Source organism: Amorphoplanes friuliensis DSM 7358, assembly GCF_000494755.1.
GTDB classification, from domain to species: Bacteria; Actinomycetota; Actinomycetes; order Mycobacteriales; family Micromonosporaceae; genus Actinoplanes; species Actinoplanes friuliensis.
Genome location: NC_022657.1, coordinates 1,650,001 through 1,669,748, shown reverse-complemented (window position 1 = coordinate 1,669,748; position 19,748 = coordinate 1,650,001). Strand labels below are relative to the sequence as shown.

At 68.4% G+C, this 19,748-nt stretch carries 11 protein-coding genes and 2 rRNA genes (1 of these 13 running past the window's edge); 5 read left to right on the top strand and 8 right to left on the bottom strand.

The annotated features are described in order from the left end of the window. Positions 1-9 precede the first annotated feature (9 nt). Positions 10-1,479, top strand: coding sequence for a cryptochrome/photolyase family protein (locus AFR_RS07740; protein ID WP_023359347.1), 1,470 nt, complete (start codon positions 10-12; stop codon positions 1,477-1,479). Here AFR_RS07740 and AFR_RS07735 read toward each other — a convergent pair. Together AFR_RS07735 and ileS are read right to left on the bottom strand one after the other, a co-directional pair. After that, a complete protein-coding gene (locus AFR_RS07735) occupies positions 1,476-2,162 on the bottom strand; it encodes a lysophospholipid acyltransferase family protein (protein WP_023359346.1) in 687 nt (228 codons plus the stop codon). The genes AFR_RS07740 and AFR_RS07735 overlap by 4 nt on opposite strands. Positions 2,163-2,297: 135 nt before the next feature. Further along, positions 2,298-5,414, bottom strand: coding sequence for an isoleucine--tRNA ligase (ileS, locus tag AFR_RS07730; RefSeq protein WP_023359345.1), 3,117 nt, complete (start codon positions 5,412-5,414; stop codon positions 2,298-2,300). Positions 5,415-5,815: 401 nt separating this feature from the next. On the opposite strand from ileS, the gene AFR_RS07725 reads away from it, so the two are divergent. Then, positions 5,816-7,375 carry an alkaline phosphatase D family protein gene (locus tag AFR_RS07725; RefSeq protein ID WP_023359344.1) on the top strand — a complete coding sequence of 520 codons (1,560 nt, stop codon included), beginning with the start codon at positions 5,816-5,818 and terminating at the stop codon, positions 7,373-7,375. Between the two features lie 185 nt (positions 7,376-7,560). Further along, positions 7,561-8,001: a carboxymuconolactone decarboxylase family protein gene (locus AFR_RS07720; RefSeq protein WP_023359343.1), complete on the top strand. Its 441-nt coding sequence runs from the start codon at positions 7,561-7,563 to the stop codon at positions 7,999-8,001. Here the strand turns inward: AFR_RS07720 and ndk are convergent. Beyond that, positions 7,998-8,420, bottom strand: coding sequence for a nucleoside-diphosphate kinase (ndk, locus tag AFR_RS07715; RefSeq protein WP_023359342.1), 423 nt, complete (start codon positions 8,418-8,420; stop codon positions 7,998-8,000). The two genes, AFR_RS07720 and ndk, sit on opposite strands and share 4 nt — an antisense overlap. A 166-nt stretch (positions 8,421-8,586) precedes the next feature. On the opposite strand from ndk, the gene AFR_RS45910 reads away from it, so the two are divergent. Beyond that, positions 8,587-12,081, top strand: a complete 3,495-nt coding sequence (locus tag AFR_RS45910; protein ID WP_148307897.1) for a VOC family protein — start codon at positions 8,587-8,589, stop codon at positions 12,079-12,081. A 57-nt stretch (positions 12,082-12,138) separates the two neighbouring features. Here AFR_RS45910 and AFR_RS07695 read toward each other — a convergent pair whose 3' ends face one another. Genes AFR_RS07695 through AFR_RS07685 form a run of 3 tightly spaced genes read right to left on the bottom strand, consistent with a single transcriptional unit; the run spans position 12,139 to position 16,459 of the window. Further along, complete coding sequence (locus AFR_RS07695) at positions 12,139-12,501, bottom strand: DUF4233 domain-containing protein (protein ID WP_023359338.1); 363 nt, start codon at positions 12,499-12,501, stop codon at positions 12,139-12,141. Then, entirely contained in the window at positions 12,498-13,823 is a 1,326-nt protein-coding gene (locus AFR_RS07690; protein WP_041840684.1) for a bifunctional folylpolyglutamate synthase/dihydrofolate synthase, read from the bottom strand. The genes AFR_RS07695 and AFR_RS07690 overlap by 4 nt, the downstream gene beginning before the upstream one ends. Continuing rightward, the gene (locus tag AFR_RS07685) at positions 13,820-16,459 is read right to left on the bottom strand and encodes a valine--tRNA ligase (RefSeq protein ID WP_023359336.1); all 2,640 of its coding nucleotides are present in this window, start codon (positions 16,457-16,459) and stop codon (positions 13,820-13,822) included. The genes AFR_RS07690 and AFR_RS07685 overlap by 4 nt, the downstream gene beginning before the upstream one ends. 80 nt (positions 16,460-16,539) lie before the next feature. On the opposite strand from AFR_RS07685, the gene AFR_RS07680 reads away from it, so the two are divergent. Continuing rightward, a complete protein-coding gene (locus tag AFR_RS07680) occupies positions 16,540-17,208 on the top strand; it encodes a hypothetical protein (protein ID WP_023359335.1) in 669 nt (222 codons plus the stop codon). A gap of 105 nt (positions 17,209-17,313) precedes the next feature. Here the strand turns inward: AFR_RS07680 and rrf are convergent. Together rrf and AFR_RS07670 are read right to left on the bottom strand one after the other, a co-directional pair. Further along, positions 17,314-17,430: ribosomal RNA gene (rrf, locus tag AFR_RS07675) — 5S ribosomal RNA — on the bottom strand. A gap of 92 nt (positions 17,431-17,522) precedes the next feature. After that, positions 17,523-19,748: ribosomal RNA gene (locus AFR_RS07670) — 23S ribosomal RNA — on the bottom strand (it continues 885 nt past the right edge of the window).

Sequence of the window (19,748 nt, the reverse complement as noted above, 5' to 3'; positions counted from 1 at the left end):
AACTGCGGCATGACCCGGCGGTGGCTCTTCGCGGACCAGCTCGGCCCGCACTTCCTCGACGATCCGGCCCAGCCGGTCCTGCTGATCGAGTCGAAGGCGGTGTTCCGGCGCCGGGTCTTCCACCGGCAGAAGGCGCATCTGGTCCTGTCGGCGCTCCGGCACCGGGCCGCCGAACTGGGCGATCAGGCGGTTTTTGTCCGCGCGGACACCTACGGCGAGGTCGTCCGCGCGCAGGCCGACGATCTCAGCGTCTGCCACCCGACGTCCCGGGGCGCCCGCGAGCTGGTCCAGCGGCTGGGGGTCGAGCTGCTGCCGCCGCGGGGGTTCGTGACCGCGCCGCAGGACTTCACCACCTGGGCGAACGGCCGGCGCGGGCTGCGGATGGAGGACTTCTACCGCGACGCCCGGCAACGGCACGGTGTGCTCATGGACGGCGCCGAACCGGCCGGTGGCCGCTGGAACCTCGACGCCGAGAACCGCCTGCCCCCGCCGCGCGGGGTGACCCGGCTCGACGTCCCCGATCCGCCGGAGATCCACGAGGACGACATCGACGCGGCCGTCCGCGAGGACCTGGACCGCTGGGAACGCGACGACGGTATCAAGTTCCTCGGCCACGACGGCCCCCGGCTCTTCCCCGCGACCCGTGACGAGGCGCTGGCCCGGCTGCGGCACTTCGTCGAGCACCGGCTCCCGCTCTTCGGCCCGTACGAGGACGCGATGCTGGCCGGTGACCCGTTCCTCGCGCACAGCCTGCTCAGCGCCGCGTTCAACCTGGGCCTGCTCGATCCGCTCGAGGCGGTGGAGCTGACCGAGGCGGCGTACCGGGCCGGCGACGTCGAGCTGCCCGGGGCCGAGGGCTTCATCCGGCAGCTGATCGGCTGGCGGGACTTCGTGTGGCACCTGTACTGGTATTTCGAGCCCGGGTACCGCCGCTCCAACGAGCTGCACGCGACCAGGCCCGTACCCAAATGGTTTGCCGAGCTGGACGCCGACGCGGTGGAGGCGCGCTGCCTGTCCGACGTGCTGGCCGGGGTCCGTGACCGGGGCTGGGTGCATCACATCCCGCGGCTGATGGTGCTCGGCAACTACGCGATGCAGCGCGGCTGGCGGCCCGGGGCGATGTCGGACTGGTTCCACCGGGCGTTCGTCGACGGTTACGAGTGGGTCATGACGGCCAACGTCGTGGGCATGAGCCAGTACGCCGACGCCGGCCGGATGAGCACCAAGCCGTACGCGTCGGGCGGCGCCTACATCAACCGGATGAGCGATTACTGCGGCGGCTGCCGGTACGACCCGAAGGTGCGTGTGGGTGACGACGCTTGCCCGTACACGGCGGGGTACTGGGCTTTTCTGGAGCGCAACGAGGAGCACCTGCGCGCCAACCATCGGATGCGTCAGCCGATGCAGGGACTGCATCGGCTGACGGACCTCGACGCCCTGGTGGAGCAGGAGACGGCCCGCGGCTCGCGCGCTCCCTAAGCCTCCGCGGGAGGCGTGGTGCCGCGCGGCGGTGCGTAGCGGGGCACGTACTCCTGGCCGGTGAGTTTCTGGATCTCGGCCATGACCTCGTCGGTGAGCTCGCGCAGCGCGGTCCGGTCCTCGCTGCGGCCCTCGGTCGGGATCGGGGCGCCGAACTTGATCGTGACCTTGCCCTGGCCGAGGCGCGGGAAGCGCTGGCCGATGGGCTGGACCTTCTCGGTGCCGAGCATGCCGACGGGGATGATCGGGACGCCGGCGGCGACGGCGAGCCGGGCCACACCGGTGCGGCCACGGTAGAGCCGGCCGTCCGGCGAGCGGGTGCCCTCGGGGTAGACCGCAACCATGTCACCGGCCTTGAGCACCGGGATCGCACCGTCGAACGCGGCCAGCGCCGCGCGGCCACCACCACGCTCGACCTTGATCGCGCCGAGGCCCTCGAGCACGAACTTGGTGATCGTGCCGCCGAAACCGCCGCCGCGGAAATACTCGGCCTTGGCCCAGAAGGCGATGTGCCGCGGCACGACGGAGCCGAGGAACAGCTCGTCGGCGACGGAGAGGTGGTTGCCGGCGAAGATCGCGCCGCCGGAGGCAGGGATGTGCTCCAGACCTTCGACGTGCGGCCGCCAGCCGAGGTTCATCGCATTACCGACAGTGATTTTGCCGATCGAGTAGAGCAGCGGCAACGTGTTCCTCCGGCGGGGGACTTCCAGAAAATGTGGGGGGCGATGTGAGGTTATCGGAAACCCCCCGGAAAACTCCCGCCGGTCGGCTCGGCATTTGCCGCGTGACGTGGCAAATGCCGAGCCGAGAGGCAAGATTCACACCGCGCGGGTGACCGCCACGGTGACCGTCTCGCCGTCGCCGACCTCACCGCTGAAGCCGGTCGCCGCCGCGTCGAGGCTCAGCGACGTCGCCAGGGTCTCCGCCGCGACGAAGTCCCGGTGCGTCTCGACCGCGGCGGAAACGCCCGGCGCGGCCGCGACCAGCAGCGAGATCCGGTCCGAGACGTCGAGATCGGCGTCGCGGCGGGCCTGCTGCACCACCCGGATCACGTCGCGGGCCAGGCCCTCGGCGGCCAGTTCGGGCGTGACCTCGGTGTCGAGCAGGACCACACCGCGGCCCGCCGGCAGCGGCGCGGAGTTCTCCGCGTCGGCGGCGACGAGCTTCAGCTCGTACTCACCCTCCTGCAGGGTCACGCCGGCCGCGACGGGCAGGCCGTCGACCAGCTCCCAGTCACCGGCCTTGACGGCCTTGATGACCACCTGGACCTGCTTGCCCAGCCGCGGGCCGAGAGCCCGCGGGACCACGGTCAGGACCTGCTGCGAGTACGCCGTGAGATCCGCACTCAACTCGACCGCCTTCACGTTGACCTCGTCGGCCAGCAGATCGGCGAACGGGCGCAGCGCCTCGGCGGCGGGACTGGCCACGGTCAGCTTGGCCAGCGGCAGGCGTACCCGGAGAGCCTTGGCCTTGCGCAGGGAGAGCGCCGCCGACGCGACCTCGCGGATGGCGTCCATGGACGCGACCAGCTCGGGGTCCGCGGGGAACGCGGTCACCTCCGGCCAGTCCGTGAGGTGCACCGACCGCTCACCGGTCAGGCCCCGCCAGATCTCCTCGGCGGTCAGCGGCGCGAGCGGCGCCACCACCCGGCAGAGCGTCTCGAGCACGGTCGCCAGGGTGTCGAACGCGTCCGCGTCGCCGGCCCAGAAGCGGTCCCGGGAGCGGCGCACGTACCAGTTGGTCAGCGCGTCGAGGTAGGCCCGCACCGATCCGGCAGCACCCGAGATGTCGTACTCGTCGAGCTGCCGGGTGGTGTCCGCGACAAGCTCGCTGGTCTTGGCGAGGATGTACCGGTCGAGCAGGTGCGTCGAGTCGGTACGCAGCTTCGCGTCGTGACCGGCGGCGTTGGCGTAGAGGCTGAAGAAGTACCAGACGTTCCACAGCGGCAGCAGCACCTGGCGCACCGAGTCGCGGATCGCCGTCTCGGTGACCGGCATGTCACCGCCGCGCAGGACCGGTGAGGACATGAGCATCCAGCGCATCGCGTCCGAGCCGTACTGGTCGAACACCTCGTAGACGTCCGGGTAGTTGCGCAGGCTCTTGGACATCTTGCGGCCGTCGGCGCCCTGGAGGATGCCGTGGCTCAGGCAGTTGCGGAACGCGGGCCGGTCGAACAGCGCCGTGGCCAGCACGTGCATCGTGTAGAACCAGCCGCGGGTCTGCCCGATGTACTCGACGATGAAGTCACCCGGGTAGTGGTGCTCGAACCAGTCCTTGTTCTCGAACGGGTAGTGCACCTGCGCGAACGGCATCGACCCGGACTCGAACCAGCAGTCGAGCACCTCGGGCACCCGGCGCATGGTCGACTGCCCGGTCGGGTCGTCCGGGTTGGGGCGGGTCAGGTCGTCCACGTAGGGGCGGTGCAGGTCGGTCACGGCCACGCCGAAGTCACGCTCGAGCTCCGCGAGGGAGCCGTACACGTCGACACGCGGGTAGGTCGGGTCGTCGGACTTCCACACCGGGATCGGCGAACCCCAGAAACGGTTCCGCGAGATCGACCAGTCGCGGGCGTTGGCCAGCCACTTGCCGAACGACCCGTCCTTGATGTGCGCGGGCGTCCAGGTGATCTCCTGGTTCAGCTCGACCATCCGGTCCCGGAACTGCGTGACGGCCACGAACCACGACGACACCGCCTTGTAGACAAGCGGGGTGTCGCACCGCCAGCAGTGCGGGTACGAGTGCGTGTAACCCTCGTGCCGCAGCACCACACCGCGGCCCTTGAGCTCCGCGATGATCGGCTTGTTCGCGTCGAAGACCTGCAGCCCCTGGTACGCGGGCACCAGCGCCGTGAAACGCGTGTGCTCGTCCACGGTCACGATCGTCGGGATGCCGGCCGCGTTGCAGACGTTCTGGTCGTCCTCACCGAACGCGGGCGCCTGGTGCACGACACCCGTACCGTCCTCGTCACTGACGTAGTCGGCGGCGAGCACCTGGAACGCGTTCGGGCCGGCCTGCTCGACCAGGAAGTCGAACATCGGGGTGTACCGGCGCCCGGCCAGCTCCCGGCCCAGCACCGTCCCGACCTGCTCGTACCCGTCGAGGTCCTTGGCGTAGGCGGCCACCCGCGACGCCCCGACGATCAACTTCTCGCCGTCCTTCTCGAGGATCGCGTACTCGATGTCCGGCCCGACGGCGAGCGCGAGGTTCGACGGCAGCGTCCACGGCGTGGTCGTCCACACCGCGATCTTCTCGCCGGTCTCGAGCTGGAACGTCACGGTCAGCGCCGGGTCGGTCCGGTCCCGGTAGACGTCGTCCATCCGCGTCTCGGTGTTGGACAGCGGCGTCTCGCACCGGAAGCAGTACGCGAGCACCCGGAAACCCTCGTAGACCAGGCCCTTCTCGTGCAGGGTCTTGAACGCCCACAGCACGGACTCCATGTAGTCCGGGTCGAGGGTCTTGTAGTCGTTGCCGAAGTCGACCCACCGGGCCTGACGCGTGACGTACCGCTCCCAGTCCTTGGTGTAGGCCAGCACGGACGTCCGGCAGGCCTCGTTGAACTTGTCGACACCCAGCTCGAGGATCTGCGCCTTGGTGGTGATCCCGAGCTGCTTCTCCGCCTCGACCTCGGCGGGCAACCCGTGCGTGTCCCACCCGAACCGCCGCTCGACGTGCTTGCCCCGCATCGTCTGATAGCGCGGCACCAGGTCCTTCACGTACCCGGTGAAGAGGTGCCCGTAATGCGGCAGCCCGTTGGCGAACGGCGGCCCGTCGTAGAAGACGTACTCGTTGCTGCCGTCCTGCCCCGCCGGTCGCTGATCGACACTGGCCTCGAACGTCTTGTCGGCGGTCCAGTGCTCCAGCACGGCCCGCTCGACGGCCGGCAGATCAGGACTCGCCGGGACGCCGGTGGCCTCGGTGTGCTTGGGATAGGCCATGGGTGGTCGCTCTCCTCGTGCAGCTCACTCGTCGTGGACTGCGAGGACGAGCCGGAGCCCGCGGTACCACCTCGCTTGGCGACGGTGGTGGTCCGTCGCCCGCTCGTTCAGCGGCTGTTACGGGCCGCGACCGTCCGGTTCTACTGAGACATATGTCTGTTCTTCCGGAAGCTCCCCGGTGATGGCCGGATCAACGCCTGACCGGTCAACAATACCGGCGGCGGTTTCCTTCCTCCGCCGGCCTTCCAAGATCAAGCTCATGTCGTGCCCGGGTGGGTGGCACCGACCGTCGCTCCCGCCGAGAAAAGGCTGCGTGAGCCAAGACCTCAGTTCGGAAAACCCACAGGGTGTGTCCACCTCGGTGACGTGCCCGCTTCATGTCGCGCCGAAAGCCTCCGGACATGACCTTCATCGATCGACGCAGCCTGCTGCGGGCCGGCCTGGCCGGTGGCGTGCTCGGCGCACTGCCGGCCGGCTCTGCTCTGGCCGGTCCCGCTCCCGTCGCGCCCGCTCTGGGCGGCCGGGCGCGCCACCGCCCGGTTCTCACCCACGGGGTTCAGTCCGGGGATGCGACCGCGCACTCCGCCGTTGTCTGGGCACGGGCGGACCGGCCCGGCCGGATGTGGGTCGAGGCGAGCCGCCGCCCCGACCTGCGTGGCGCCCGCCGGGTGCGCGGCCCGATCCTGACCCCCGGCACCGACTTCACGGGCAAGGTACGGCTGCGCGGCCTCCCCGCCGGCGAGAAGATCTACTACCGCGTCCACGTGGAGGGCCTCGACCACCACGCGGGCGAGCCGCTCACCGGGTCGCTCAGCACCGCCCCCGACCGGCGGCAGGACATCTCGTTCGTGTGGACCGGCGACGTCGTCGGGCAGGGCTGGGGCATCGACCCCGCGTACGGCGGCCTCAAGCTTTTCGAGTCCATGCGCGCCCGCCGCCCCGACTTCCTGCTGCACAGCGGCGACACCGTGTACGCCGACGGGCCGCTCGTGCCGTCGGTGACGCTGCCGGACGGCCGGATCTACCGCAACCTGGTGACGGAGGAGAAGTCCAAGGTCGCCGAGACGCTCACCGAGTACCGCGGCCAGTACGCGTACAACCTGCTCGACGACGCGTACCGGGCGTTCGCCGCCGAGGTGCCGCAGATCAACCAGTGGGACGACCACGAGGTGACCAACAACTGGTACCCGGGCGAGATCCTCGACGACGCGCGTTACACCGAGAAGCGCGTCGACGTGCTGGCCGCGCGGGCGCACCGGGCGTACCACGAGTGGGTGCCGATCCCGTCGCAGTCCGGACCGGTCCACCGCAAGATCTCGTACGGCCCGCTGCTGGACGTGTTCGTGCTGGACATGCGCACGTTCAAGGACGTCAACGACGGCAACACGTACGCCGACCCGAACCGTGGCCTCCTCGGCACCGAGCAGCGCGAGTGGCTGATCCGCGGCCTGAAGAACTCGAAGGCCACCTGGAAGGTCATCGCCAACGACCTGCCGCTGGGCATCGTCGTCCCGGACGGCCCGACCGCGCAGGAAGGTGTCGCCCAGGGTGACCCGGGTGCACCCAAGGGCCGCGAGCTGGAGTTCGCACAGGTCCTGCAGTCGGCGCACCGGGCCGGCGTGACCGGCATCGTCTTCCTGACGGCCGACGTGCACTACACGGCGGCACACCACTACGACCCGGCCCGCGCCGCCGTGCAGGACTTCACACCGTTCTGGGAGTTCGTGTCGGGCCCGGCCCACGCCGGCGCCTTCGGCCCGAACGCCCTCGACGCGACCTTCGGCCCGAACACCGCCTTCGTGCACGCGCCACCGGTCGCCAACACGTCCCCGGCCGACGGCTACCAGCACTTCGGCGAGGTCCGCATCGACGGCCGCACCGGCGCCTTCCACGTGGACCTCCGCGACCGCGAAGGCAAGTCCCTCTGGAGCACAACGTTGCCGGCCCCGCACCACGGGTGAGCTGCAATCAGCCGGCAGGGTGCGGAGGGCCGCTCATGAGCCGCCAGGCGATTGGCCGTCCGTGCCCGGTCTCGGCGTGAGCGACGGTCAGCACCCTGCAACCAGGCACGACATGGTCTTGATCCGGGTTCTGTCACGTCCCGGAGCGCGGCGTCGTCCTATGGGCAACCACCCTAGGAGGAGAAATGCCCCGCTTGACCATCGACCGGGTCGCACCCGGCGCCTACCGCGCGGTCTACGGCATGGAGAAGTACTGCCGCGAGAACGTCGACCCCACGCTCTACGAGCTGGTCAAACTCCGTGCCTCGATCGTGAACGGGTGCTCGTTCTGCACCGACATGCACAGCCGCGAGGCGCTGGCGCAGGGTGAGTCGAGCCGCCGGCTCTTTGCGGTCGCGGCCTGGCACGACGCGCCGTTCTTCAGTGAGAAGGAGCGTGCCGCGCTGGCGCTGACCGATGCCGTGACGCGCCTCGGCGAGCACGGCGTCCCGGACGAGGTCTGGGAGCCGGCCGCCAAGGCGTTCACGGAGGAGGAGCTGGGGAACCTGCTCATGGCCATCGCCACGATCAACGTCTGGAACCGGCTGTCGATCGCGACCCGCAACGAGCCGCCCCTGGAGGTCTAGAGCTCCGGGAACCAGAGGGCGAGCTCCCGCTTGGCACTGTCGGCCGAGTCGGAGGCGTGGACCAGGTTTTCCCGGTTCGACAGGGAGAGGTCGCCGCGGATCGTGCCCGCGGCGGCCTTGCGCCCGTCGGTGGCGCCGACGAGGGCGCGGACGACGGCGATGACCTCGTCGCCGGAGAGGACCACGGCGGCGAGCGGCCCGCTGGTCATGAAGTCCTTGAGCGGCGGGTAGAACGCCTTGTCGACGTGCTCGGCGTAGTGCTGGTCGGCGAGCTCCGCATCCATGGTGCGCACGACCAGCGCGTCGATCGTGAGGCCCTTGCGCTCGAACCGTCCGAGGATCTCCCCGAGGAGTCCGCGGCGCAGCGCATCGGGCTTGACGAGCATGAGCGTGCGCTCGGTGGGGGTGGCGGTGGACACCGGAAACTCCTCCTGGTCGGGCATGAGCAAGTCGACACGCCGGTGTTGTCACACCGGGACGTCAGACTATCGGTACCGCCTGCGGCGCGAGCGGCAACCGCCCGGTAGCGCACTTTCCACGGGCCGTGGCGCTACGTAACCTGACGGGTAACCCGGGAGGTCCACAGTGGCGAACCAGAACGGCCGGCCGATCGCGCCTGCCCGAAAACTCGTGGCGGCGGTCGTGGGCACCATCGCGGTGTTCGTGATGCTGTTCGGCCTCGGCATGTCCAGCTGGGCGATCGTCGCCCTGGGCGTGGCCATGCTCGCCCTGGCCATCGGCATCGGCATGGTCAACGTCGTCCGCCGCGGCGCCCGCGCCTGGGTCTCCGGCTCGGCCGAGGTCAGAGCCATCTCGGACCCCCCGGCAACCGCCATCTACGGCCGCGCCGAGCTCCAGATCGTGATCGTCGCCCCGGGCCTCCCGACCTCCGAGGTGACCGTCCGCGACCCCCGCGTCCCCGTCGCGAAGTGGCCCCGCGTGGGTGACACCCTCCCGGTCACGGTCGACGTCGACGACATGCGCCGCGTCCGCATCATCTGGGACGAGGCCGAAACCTACGGCGCGACCACCCAGAACGTCCCGCCGACGTTCTACGAGGAAGACCTCCCCGACGACGACCTCCTGGGCGGCGAACCCGAACCACCCCCGTGGGCCACCCGCGACCGCCAGTGGGGCCGCGGCCCCGACGAACCACCACCCCCGCCCCCGCCGGCCCCCCGCCTGGGCGACCTCGACGACACCATCCCCCCGCCTCCGCCACCCCCGCGCCAGACGGAGCCCGAAGAGGTCATCGTCCGCGACTCCCCCGGCGGCCCCATCCTCGAAGGCCAGCTCGTCGAACCCGACTACGAATACAGCACCCCCCTCCCCCAGCGCGCCCGCACCGCAACAGCAACAACCCCCAGACCCCGACCCAGACCCCACCCCTCCGGTACGCCCGAGACGCCGACAGAAGCAGCACCACCCACTCCGCAAGCGGCTGACGCAGGCAGCGACACGCTCGACCCCCCACTGGCAGAGCAGGCCCCACCCCCACAGCAAGCCCCCGGCTTCCGCTTCACCCCGAACAACCCCGCCCCCCGTTCGCCGGCATCCGACGTCGGACCGACCTCGACGTCCGACGCTGGACCCACCTCGACGTCCTACACAGCGCCCACCTCGACGTTCGATGCTGCGCCAACCTCGACGTCTGAGGCTGGGGCCACCTCGACGGCCTACGCAGCGTCCACCTCGGCGTCCGACGCTGGGCCGACCTCGGCGTCCGACGCTGCGCCCACCTCGGCATCCAGCGCTGAACGCACGTCAGGGTCCGGTGCTGGACCGACCTCGGCGACCTACGCAGCGCCCACCTCGACGTCCGACGCTGGACCGACCTCGACGTTCGATGCTGGGGCCACCTCGACGGCATACGCCGGACGCATTGGGGAGACCGACTCTCGACCCACGGCCGAGACCTATGCCGCGTCGACCACGGCATCCGACACCCGGTCCACGTCAGCGACCCACGCCGAGCCGACGTCGAAGGACGGCACCCGGTCAGCGGCCGACGATCCGCAGATCGACCTGGCCCTGGACGGCGACCCGGAACCACCCCCGGAGTTCCAGCCGCAGGCCCGAGCCGCCATGGCCGATGACGTGATGGCACCGCCGGTCGACGCCGACCCTCCCCGCGCCTCTTCCACCGGGTCCGCACCCGAAAGCTCCGGTGACCGCGCGGGCCGCCTCCTCGACGCCGAAACGCAGGCTCCCAGATCCCGATCCGCCGACGACGACCTGCTGGGCGACCTGGAACCGCCCCCGTGGCAGGTCCGCGAACAGCAATCCGCCCCTGGCGAAGCTGTCCGACCCGAGCCCACCCCGGCCCGGACCGCCGCTGCTGCCGGCACCCGCCCGTCGGACGACGACACCCCGCCCGAAGTTCACCAGCCCGCCCCGCCCGCTCCCGAGAGGCGATCACACCCACGCCCCCGCCCCGCGGCAGACGAGGCCCCACCCCGACCGGCAACCACGGAGCAGCCCCCCGGCGACGACCGGCCGAAGCACCCCGCCGCGTCAGCCGGCCTGGCAGCAGCCGCAGGCGCAGTGGTAGCCGCAGGTGTAACCGCAATTGGCAACGCTTTCCGAGGCCGCAAGCGCGAAGAGCCCGGCAGGTCCCCCGAACCCGCCCAGCGATCCCCGCGCCCCTCCCCGGACCAGACCCGGCGACCGGCAGCCCCCAACCCGGTCCCGCCGCAGTCCGAGCACCGCGCAGCCGCCACCCCGAGCCCGTACGCCAGGCCGGCCCCGACCCCGACCGCCTCAGCCCCGACACCCACACCGACGTCGGCCCCACCCACGGCTCCCGAGCCCACCTCCGGCCCGGTCCCCACCCCGGTCCCCTCCGGCCCGGCCACCCGCCCAACTCCACCCGCCGCCGTACCGGCACCCGCCGACACCGCCGCTCGATCAGCCTCAGGCTCCGCCGCCCCGGCACCGGCGGAAACCGGCACCCGAGCAACTCCAGCCGGAGCCGTCCCCGCACCCACCAAAACCGACTCCCGATCAGCGGCCGGCTCCACCACCGCGGCACACCCCGAAGCCGGGACCCAGGCGGCTTCAGTCGCCGCCTTCCCGGCGCCCACCGAGCCTGGCAATCGACCGAAACCCGACGGCGACGTGCCACCGCAGGCCGGGCCCGGTCGCAACACGGTCGCGGCCTCTCGCGCCACGACATCCGGCGAGACCCGACCGAACCCCGGCCCGAACAGCTCAGCGGCGTCCGAGGACAGCCCCAGGCCCAGCTCGGGACCTGGCCGTCAGTCACCTGCCGCAACCGGCACCGGGTCGGCCTCCGGTCCGACCGCCTCCGATCCGACCGCGTCCAGCTCGGCCGCGTTCAGTTCGGCCGCTCGCGGAACCAGCGAAGAACGGGTGACCGCCGCCGGGTCCGGTGCCGTTCCCGAGGCCGGCGCCGGGCGCTCTGGCTCGTCCACTTCTTCCGGTCCCGCGGACCGTCCCAGCTCGTCAGAATCGTCCGCTGCCGCGAATCCCGCCGGTTCCTCCAACCCACCGGCCGGCCCGGCCCGTGGGAGCGCGAAGGGTCCGGGAACGACCTATGGCACAGCCCGCAGCCCTGAGGCAGCGGACCAGGTCAGGTCCACCCGCAGCGGCCGGAGCCCGTGGTCCGATCTCGAGGGTGGTTTTGAGCCGGACGAGCGGGCCGACGATCTGATCACCGCTTATCCGAGTGCACGACCGGGCCCGGCCGGGGCGATCCACGGTGTCGGGGTCACCGCCCTGGTCACCAACTTGGAGCGTTCGGTGGCGTTCTACCGGGAGATGCTCGGCTTCTACGAGATCGACATGGGGTCGGGCAGCGCCGTGCTCGCTTCGGGGGACATGCGGCTGGTTCTGCGTACCGTGCGGGATCTGTCCTCGGGGGCCGGGCGGCAGATCTATCTGAATCTCGAGGTCGGTGACGTGGAAGCGGTCTACGAGGAGCTCAAGCGCAAGGGCGTGAAGTTCGTCCATGGTCCGCGGCCGGTGAACCGTGGCGACAAGCTGGAGCTCTGGGCGGCGTCGTTCCACGACCCGGACGATCACAACATCGCCATCACGCAGTGGCGGGCCATCCGCTGACCTGTCGTCGAAGGCCCCGCACCGTGACCGGTGCGGGGCCTTCGACGTTCGAGCGGTTCAGCCCAGGATTTTGCGGCGTACCGAGGTTGCGTAGAGCCAAGCCGTACCGAAGATGAGGCCGAGCGCCGCCAGGGACCAGTGCAGCAGGCCCGAGGCGAGCAGGAGGACCTGGAGCACCGAGCCCGCGTGCCAGGCCCACGGGCGGCGCATGCTGCCGGCGAGGGCGGCCGCCAGCACGGCCAGGGCCACCACCGCGCCGACGCCCCAGCCGCTGAGGTTCCCGGCGAAGATCCGGATCGGCTGGATCGCGAGGAGGAGCACGATCGCTTCGAGGGCGAGCGTGCCCGCACCCAGACCTCGCACCGCGGCGGCGGGGTTCCGCAGCCCCGACGGCTTCGGCTCCGGTGGTGGAGTGGTCACTTCTTCAGCAGCTTCCTTGCGTCGGCGACGGTGACGATCGAGCCGGTGACCAGCACCGCGACGCCGCTGTGCTCGCCGTCGGTGTTTTCCTCCGCGAGGACGACCGCTTCCTCGATGGCGTCCGGCATCGTCTGGGTCACGGTCACGCGGTCCTCACCGAAGATCTCGATGGCTTCCTGCGCCAGTTCGTCGACCGGCATGGAACGCGGTGAGCTGTTCTGTGTCACCACGAGCTGGGCCGTGACCGGCTCGAGCAGCTCGAGCAGCCCGGACGCGTCCTTGTCCGCCATGACCGCCAAGATCACGACCAGGTGGCGGAACGCGAACTCTTCCTCGAGCGCGGTCACGGTCGCTGCCATGCCGTGCGGGTTGTGCGCGCCGTCGAGCAAAATCGTCGGCGCGCTGCGGACGCGTTCGAGCCGGCCCGGGGAGTCGACGCCGCTGAGGCCTTCCCGGACGATCTCCGGGTCGAGCTGCTTCTCCGGTCCGGCACCGAGGAACGCCTCGACCGCGGCCAGGGCCATGGCGGCGTTCTGCGCCTGGTGGGCGCCGAAGAGCGGCAGGAACACCTCGTCGTACACGCCGCCGAGGCCCTGCAGGGTCAGGTACTGACCGCCGACAGCCTGGTCGCGCCGGATCACGCCGAACTCGCTGCCCTCACGAGCCACGGTCGCGCCCATCGAGGCGGAACGCTCCAGCAGCGGCCGCATGGCCTCTTCGGTCTGGAGCGCGCTGATCACGGTGGCGCCGTGGTGGATGATGCCGGCCTTGGCCCAGGCGATGTCCTCGATCGTGTCGCCGAGCCACTCGGTGTGGTCGAGCCCGATCGGGGTGATCACGCAGACGCCGGCCTCGAGGACGTTGGTGGCGTCCTCCTCGCCGCCGAGCCCGACCTCGACCACGGCGATGTCGACCGGCGCGTCGGCGAACGTCGCGTAGGCCATTGCCGTGGTCATGTCGAAGTAGGTCAGCGGCTCGGCCGAGCGCTTGTCGATCAGGTCGGCCAGGGGTGCGATCTCGTCGTAGACCGCGGCCAGCCGTTCCTCGGAAATCGGCTCGCCGTCGAGGCTGATGCGTTCCCGCACCGTCTCGAGGTGCGGGCTGGTGTAGCGGCCGGTGTGCAGGCCGTGCGCGCGCAGCAGACTGTCGATCATCCGGGCCGTCGACGTCTTGCCGTTGGTCCCGGTCAGGTGGATCGACGGGTACGCCCGCTGCGGACTGCCGAGCACGTCCATGAGGTCACGGATCTTCTGCATGTCGAAGGCCATGCGGGTGAAGCCGCGCCCGTCGAGCGCGGCAATCACCTCTTGGTAAGTGCTCATGACGTTGGCAACGCTTTCAGGGCCGCAGCAATTCTCGCCAGGTCCGTCTCGGCGGTGGTCAGCCGATCCTTGATCTTCGTGACCACCTGTTCGGGGGCTTTACCGACAAATGCTTCGTTGCCGAGCTTGGCACGGCATTGCGCCGCTTCCTTCTCGGCCGCGGCGCGGTCCTTCTCGAGCCGGGCCCGTTCGGCGGCGACGTCGATGGTGCCGCGGGTGTCGAGGTCGACCGTGATGGCGCCGGTCACCGCGAGGGTGGCGGTGGCGGTGAAGTCCTCACCGGGGGCGTTGAGCCGGGCGAGCGACCGGATCAGCGGCTCGTGGGTGTCGATGCCGACGTTGCCCAGGCCGGTGAGGGCCGCGCTGACCCGCTGGCTCGGCTTGAGCCCCTGGTCGGAGCGGAACCGCCGGACCTCGGTGACGACCTTCTGCAGGGCGGCGAGCTCTTCCTCGGCCGCGTCGTCGATCCACGCCTGATCCGCGACGGGCCAGGTCGCCCGCATGACGGTCTCGCCGCCGGTGAGGGCGATCCACAGCTCCTCGGTGACAAACGGGATCACCGGGTGCAGCAGCCGCAGGAGCTGGTCGAGCACGTGCCCGAGGACCCGCTGGGTCTTCGCGGTCTCGGCGTCACCGGCCGCGAACACCGGCTTGCTGAGCTCGACGTACCAGTCGCAGACGTCGTCCCAGGCGAAGTGGTAGAGCGCGTCGCACACCTTGGCGAACTCGTAGTTCTCGAAGTGCTCGTCGACCTCGGCGGTGACGTGCTGGAGCCGCGACAGGATCCACTTGTCGATGGTCGAGAGCTCGGAGGCCGGCGGCAGGTCACCGGTGACAGTTGCGCCGTTCATCATGGCGAACCGGGTGGCATTCCAGAGCTTGTTGCAGAAGTTGCGCGAGCCCTGGCACCACTCCTCACTGACCGGCACGTCGGAGCCCGGGTTGGCCCCGCGGGCCAGGGTGAAGCGGGTGGCGTCGGCGCCGAACCGTTCGATCCAGTCCAGCGGGTCGACGACGTTGCCGAACGACTTCGACATCTTCTTGCCGTGCTGGTCACGCACCATGCCGTGCAGGGCGACAACGTCGAACGGCTGCTTGCCGTCCATCGCGTACAGCCCGAACATCATCATCCGGGCGACCCAGAAGAAGAGGATGTCGTACCCGGTGACCAGCACGCTGGTCGGGTAGAACTTGGCCAGGTCGACCGTCTTCTCCGGCCAGCCCAGCGTGGAGAACGGCCACAGTCCGGAGGAGAACCAGGTGTCGAGAACATCCTCGTCCTGGTGCCAGCCTTCACCGGTCGGCGGTTCCTCGTCGGGGCCGACGCAGACAACTTCGCCGTCGGGCCCGTACCAGATCGGGATCCGATGGCCCCACCACAGCTGGCGGGAGATGCACCAGTCGTGCATGTTGTCGACCCAGGCGAAGTAGCGCTTGGCCAGCTCGGCCGGCTCGATCGCCACCCGGCCGTCGCGCACCGCGTCACCGGCGGCCTGCGCCAGCGGCTTCGTGTTGACGAACCACTGCAGCGACAGCCGCGGCTCGACCGTCGTCTTGCAGCGCGCACAGTGCCCGACCGAGTGCACGTACGGGCGCTTCTCGGCGACGATGCGGCCGTCCTCACGCAGCGCGGCGACCACGGCGGGACGCGCCTCGTAGCGGTCGAGCCCCTCGAACGGCCCGGGCACGGTGACCACGGCACGCTCGTCCATCATGGTGATGCTGGGCAGGTTGTGCCGCTGGCCGATCTCGAAGTCGTTCGGGTCGTGCGCCGGCGTGACCTTGACTGCGCCCGTACCGAAGCTGGGGTCGACGTGCTCGTCAGCCACGATCGGAATGCGGCGGCCGGTCAGCGGCAGCTCGACCTCGGTGCCGATCAGGTGCTTGTAGCGCTCGTCGTCGGGGTGCACGGCCACCGCGGTGTCACCGAGCATCGTCTCGGCGCGGGTGGTGGCGACCACGATCGCGTTGTCACCCTCGCCGTAGCGGATCGACACGAGCTCGCCGTCGTCGTCGGAGTGCTCCACCTCGATGTCGCTCAGGGCGGTCAGGCAGCGCGGGCACCAGTTGATGATGCGGTTGGCCCGGTAGATCAGGTCGTCCTCGTACAGCCGCTTGAAGATCGTCTGCACGGCGCGGGACAGGCCCTCGTCCATGGTGAACCGCTCACGGCTCCAGGCGACGGAGTCACCGAGCCGCTTCATCTGCCCGAGGATGGCGCCGCCGGACTCGGCCTTCCACTGCCAGACGCGCTCGATGAACTTCTCCCGGCCGAGGTCGTGGCGGGACAGTCCCTGGGCGGCGAGCTGACGTTCGACGACGTTCTGCGTGGCGATGCCCGCGTGGTCCATGCCCGGCAGCCACAACGCCTCGTATCCCTGCATGCGCCGGCGGCGGCTCAGGGAGTCCATCAGGGTGTGCTCGAAGGCGTGGCCCATGTGCAGGGAGCCGGTGACGTTCGGCGGCGGGATGACGATGGTGAACGGCGGCTTGTCACTGGAGGCGTCGGCCTCGAAGTAGCCCTCCGATACCCACTTCTCGTACCGCCGCTGCTCTACCTCGCCCGGCTGGTATTGGGCGGAGAGGCCACCGGTGGGCCGGGTGTCGGGGGTACGGGTGTCGGTTGCTTCGCTCACCCGACAAGTCTACGGAGCCCGCTCGGGTGGGTTGCTATCGCACCGGCCGGGCTGTGGATAACTGTTGTTAGGCTCGCACGATGTCCGAACGCCCTGGCAACCTGCCGCAGACCGAGGCAGCGCCGGTAGAGATCGCCCCCGAACCGTTCGCCCTGACCGAGCCGGCCGAGGAGGAGACCCCCGAGCCGCGACCGCAGTCGCGAACAAAGATCATCATCCTGGGCTCCCTGCTCGCGGTCGGCCTGGCGGGTGCTTCCGTCATCGGGTACGCCGGTTGGCGCATCGCCTCGCAGAAGGACGCCACGCTCACCATTCCAGCCACGGTCGCCGGCCTCTCGATCGACACCAGTGAAGAGGGCCGCACCACCGGCGAATATCTGCAGACCGCTCTGTCAGCTGACGTCGCGCTGGACAAAGCAGTCGGCGCAGTGCTGACCGACGGTTCCGACAAAGACGTGCTGTTCTTCGGCGGTACGACACTGATCTGGACCCCGGAGGCCGACCTCGAGACTGCTTTCGGTCTGGTCTCCGACGACCAGGGCTCCGTGACCGGGCTGCACGACGTGCCGGCCGGCCCTCTGGGCGGAACGATGAAGTGCGGAACCACAAAGTCGGACGGTGCTGACATGCCCGTCTGCGGCTGGGCCGATCACGGCAGCCTGGCGCTGGGAATGTTCCCGGGCCGGTCCGAGTCCGATGCTGCGACTCTTTTCAAGACCATTCGCTCCGCGGCGCAGACCCGTAACTGACCAACAGAAAAAGCCCACCCGAACCCGGGTGGGCTTTCTTTTTGTCGTGTGCACCCCAAAAAGAAAAGGCCCACCCCTCGCGGAGTGGGCCTTTCCTTACGTTGAGTCCGGCGGCGTCCTACTCTCCCACACCCTCCCGAGTGCAGTACCATCGGCGCTGGAGGGCTTAGCTTCCGGGTTCGGAATGAGACCGGGCGTTTCCCCTCCGCTATAACCACCGAAACAGCTATCAGCGACACAACCATCCAACCCAAAACATCTGGGGTGGTTGTTTGCTGTGAATCACACAGTGGACGCGTAGCACAAAGTTTAGGGTAGTTAAGCCCTCGGCCTATTAGTACCGGTCGACTGAACCTATTACTAGGCTTACATCTCCGGCCTATCAACCCAGTAGTCTAGCTGGGAGCCTTACCCACTCAAGGTGGTGGGATACCTCATCTCGAAGCGAGCTTCCCGCTTAGATGCTTTCAGCGGTTATCCCTTCCGAACGTAGCCAACCAGCCGTGCCCCTGGCGGGACAACTGGCACACCAGAGGTTCGTCCGTCCCGGTCCTCTCGTACTAGGGACAGCCCTTCTCAAGTATCCAACGCGCACGGCGGATAGGGACCGAACTGTCTCACGACGTTCTAAACCCAGCTCGCGTACCGCTTTAATGGGCGAACAGCCCAACCCTTGGGACCTGCTACAGCCCCAGGATGCGACGAGCCGACATCGAGGTGCCAAACCATCCCGTCGATATGGACTCTTGGGGAAGATCAGCCTGTTATCCCCGGGGTACCTTTTATCCGTTGAGCGACACCGCTTCCACACGCAAGTGCCGGATCACTAGTCCCGACTTTCGTCCCTGCTCGACCTGTCAGTCTCACAGTCAAGCTCCCTTGTGTACTTACACTCAACACCTGATTGCCAACCAGGCTGAGGGAACCTTTGGGCGCCTCCGTTACCTTTTAGGAGGCAACCGCCCCAGTTAAACTACCCACCAGACACTGTCCCTCGACCCGATCAGGGCCGCAAGTTAGATACCCAAATCCAACAGAGTGGTATTTCAAGATTGCCTCCACCCGAACTGGCGTCCGGACTTCACAGGCTCCCACCTATCCTACACAATTACATTCGGATACCAATGTCAAGCTATAGTAAAGGTCCCGGGGTCTTTCCGTCCTGCCGCGCGTAACGAGCATCTTTACTCGTACTGCAATTTCGCCGGGCCTGTGGTTGAGACAGTGGGGAAGTCGTTACGCCATTCGTGCAGGTCGGAACTTACCCGACAAGGAATTTCGCTACCTTAGGATGGTTATAGTTACCACCGCCGTTTACTGGCGCTTAAGTTCTCCGCCTCGCCGTTGCCGGCTAACAGGTCCCCTTAACGTTCCAGCACCGGGCAGGCGTCAGTCCATATACATCGTCTTACGACTTGGCATGGACCTGTGTTTTTAGTAAACAGTCGCTTCCCCCTGCTCTCTGCGGCCATACCACGCTCCACCCGCAAGGGGCTTCACGCGTCCGGCCCCCCTTCTCCCTAAGTTACGGGGGCAATTTGCCGAGTTCCTTAACCACAGTTCGCCCGTCGCCTCGGTATTCTCTACCTGACCACCTGTGTCGGTTTGGGGTACGGGCCGCTCGGAACATCGCTAGAGGCTTTTCTCGGCAGCATAGGATCACTGACTTCACCTGAATCGGCTCGGCATCACGTCTCAGCCTTAATGCACCACGGATTTGCCTATGGCACGGCCTACACGCTTACCCCGGCACAACCACCGGCCGGGATCAGCTACCTTCCTGCGTCACCCCATCGCTAAACTACTACCAACCAGGGTCCCGGTCTCCTCACCATTGACCCGAAGGCCGCCGGCAAATCAAGCGGTTAGCATGGAAAGGTTCGTCTTGGGCGCTCCTTTGCGGGTACGGGAATATCAACCCGTTATCCATCGACTACGCCTCTCGGCCTCGCCTTAGGCCCCGACTCACCCAGGGCGGATTAGCCTGGCCCTGGAACCCTTGGTCATCCGGCGGAAGGGTTTCTCACCCTTCATTCGCTACTCATGCCTGCATTCTCACTCGTGTAGCGTCCACGGCTGGATCACTCCGCCGCTTCACCCGCCACACGACGCTCCCCTACCGATCCACACACCTGAACAACAACCTCAAGGATTGAAGCTAAGTTAATATGTGAATCCCACAGCTTCGGCGGTGTGCTTGAGCCCCGCTACATTGTCGGCGCGGAACCACTTGACCAGTGAGCTATTACGCACTCTTTAAAGGATGGCTGCTTCTAAGCCAACCTCCTGGTTGTCTGTGCGACCCCACATCCTTTTCCACTTAGCACACGCTTAGGGGCCTTAGCTGGTGATCTGGGCTGTTTCCCTCTCGACTACGAAGCTTATCCCCCGCAGTCTCACTGCCACGCTCTCACTTACCGGCATTCGGAGTTTGGCTGATTTCGGTAAGCTTGTGGGCCCCCTAGACCATCCAGTGCTCTACCTCCGGCAAGAAACACGCGACGCTGCACCTAAATGCATTTCGGGGAGAACCAGCTATC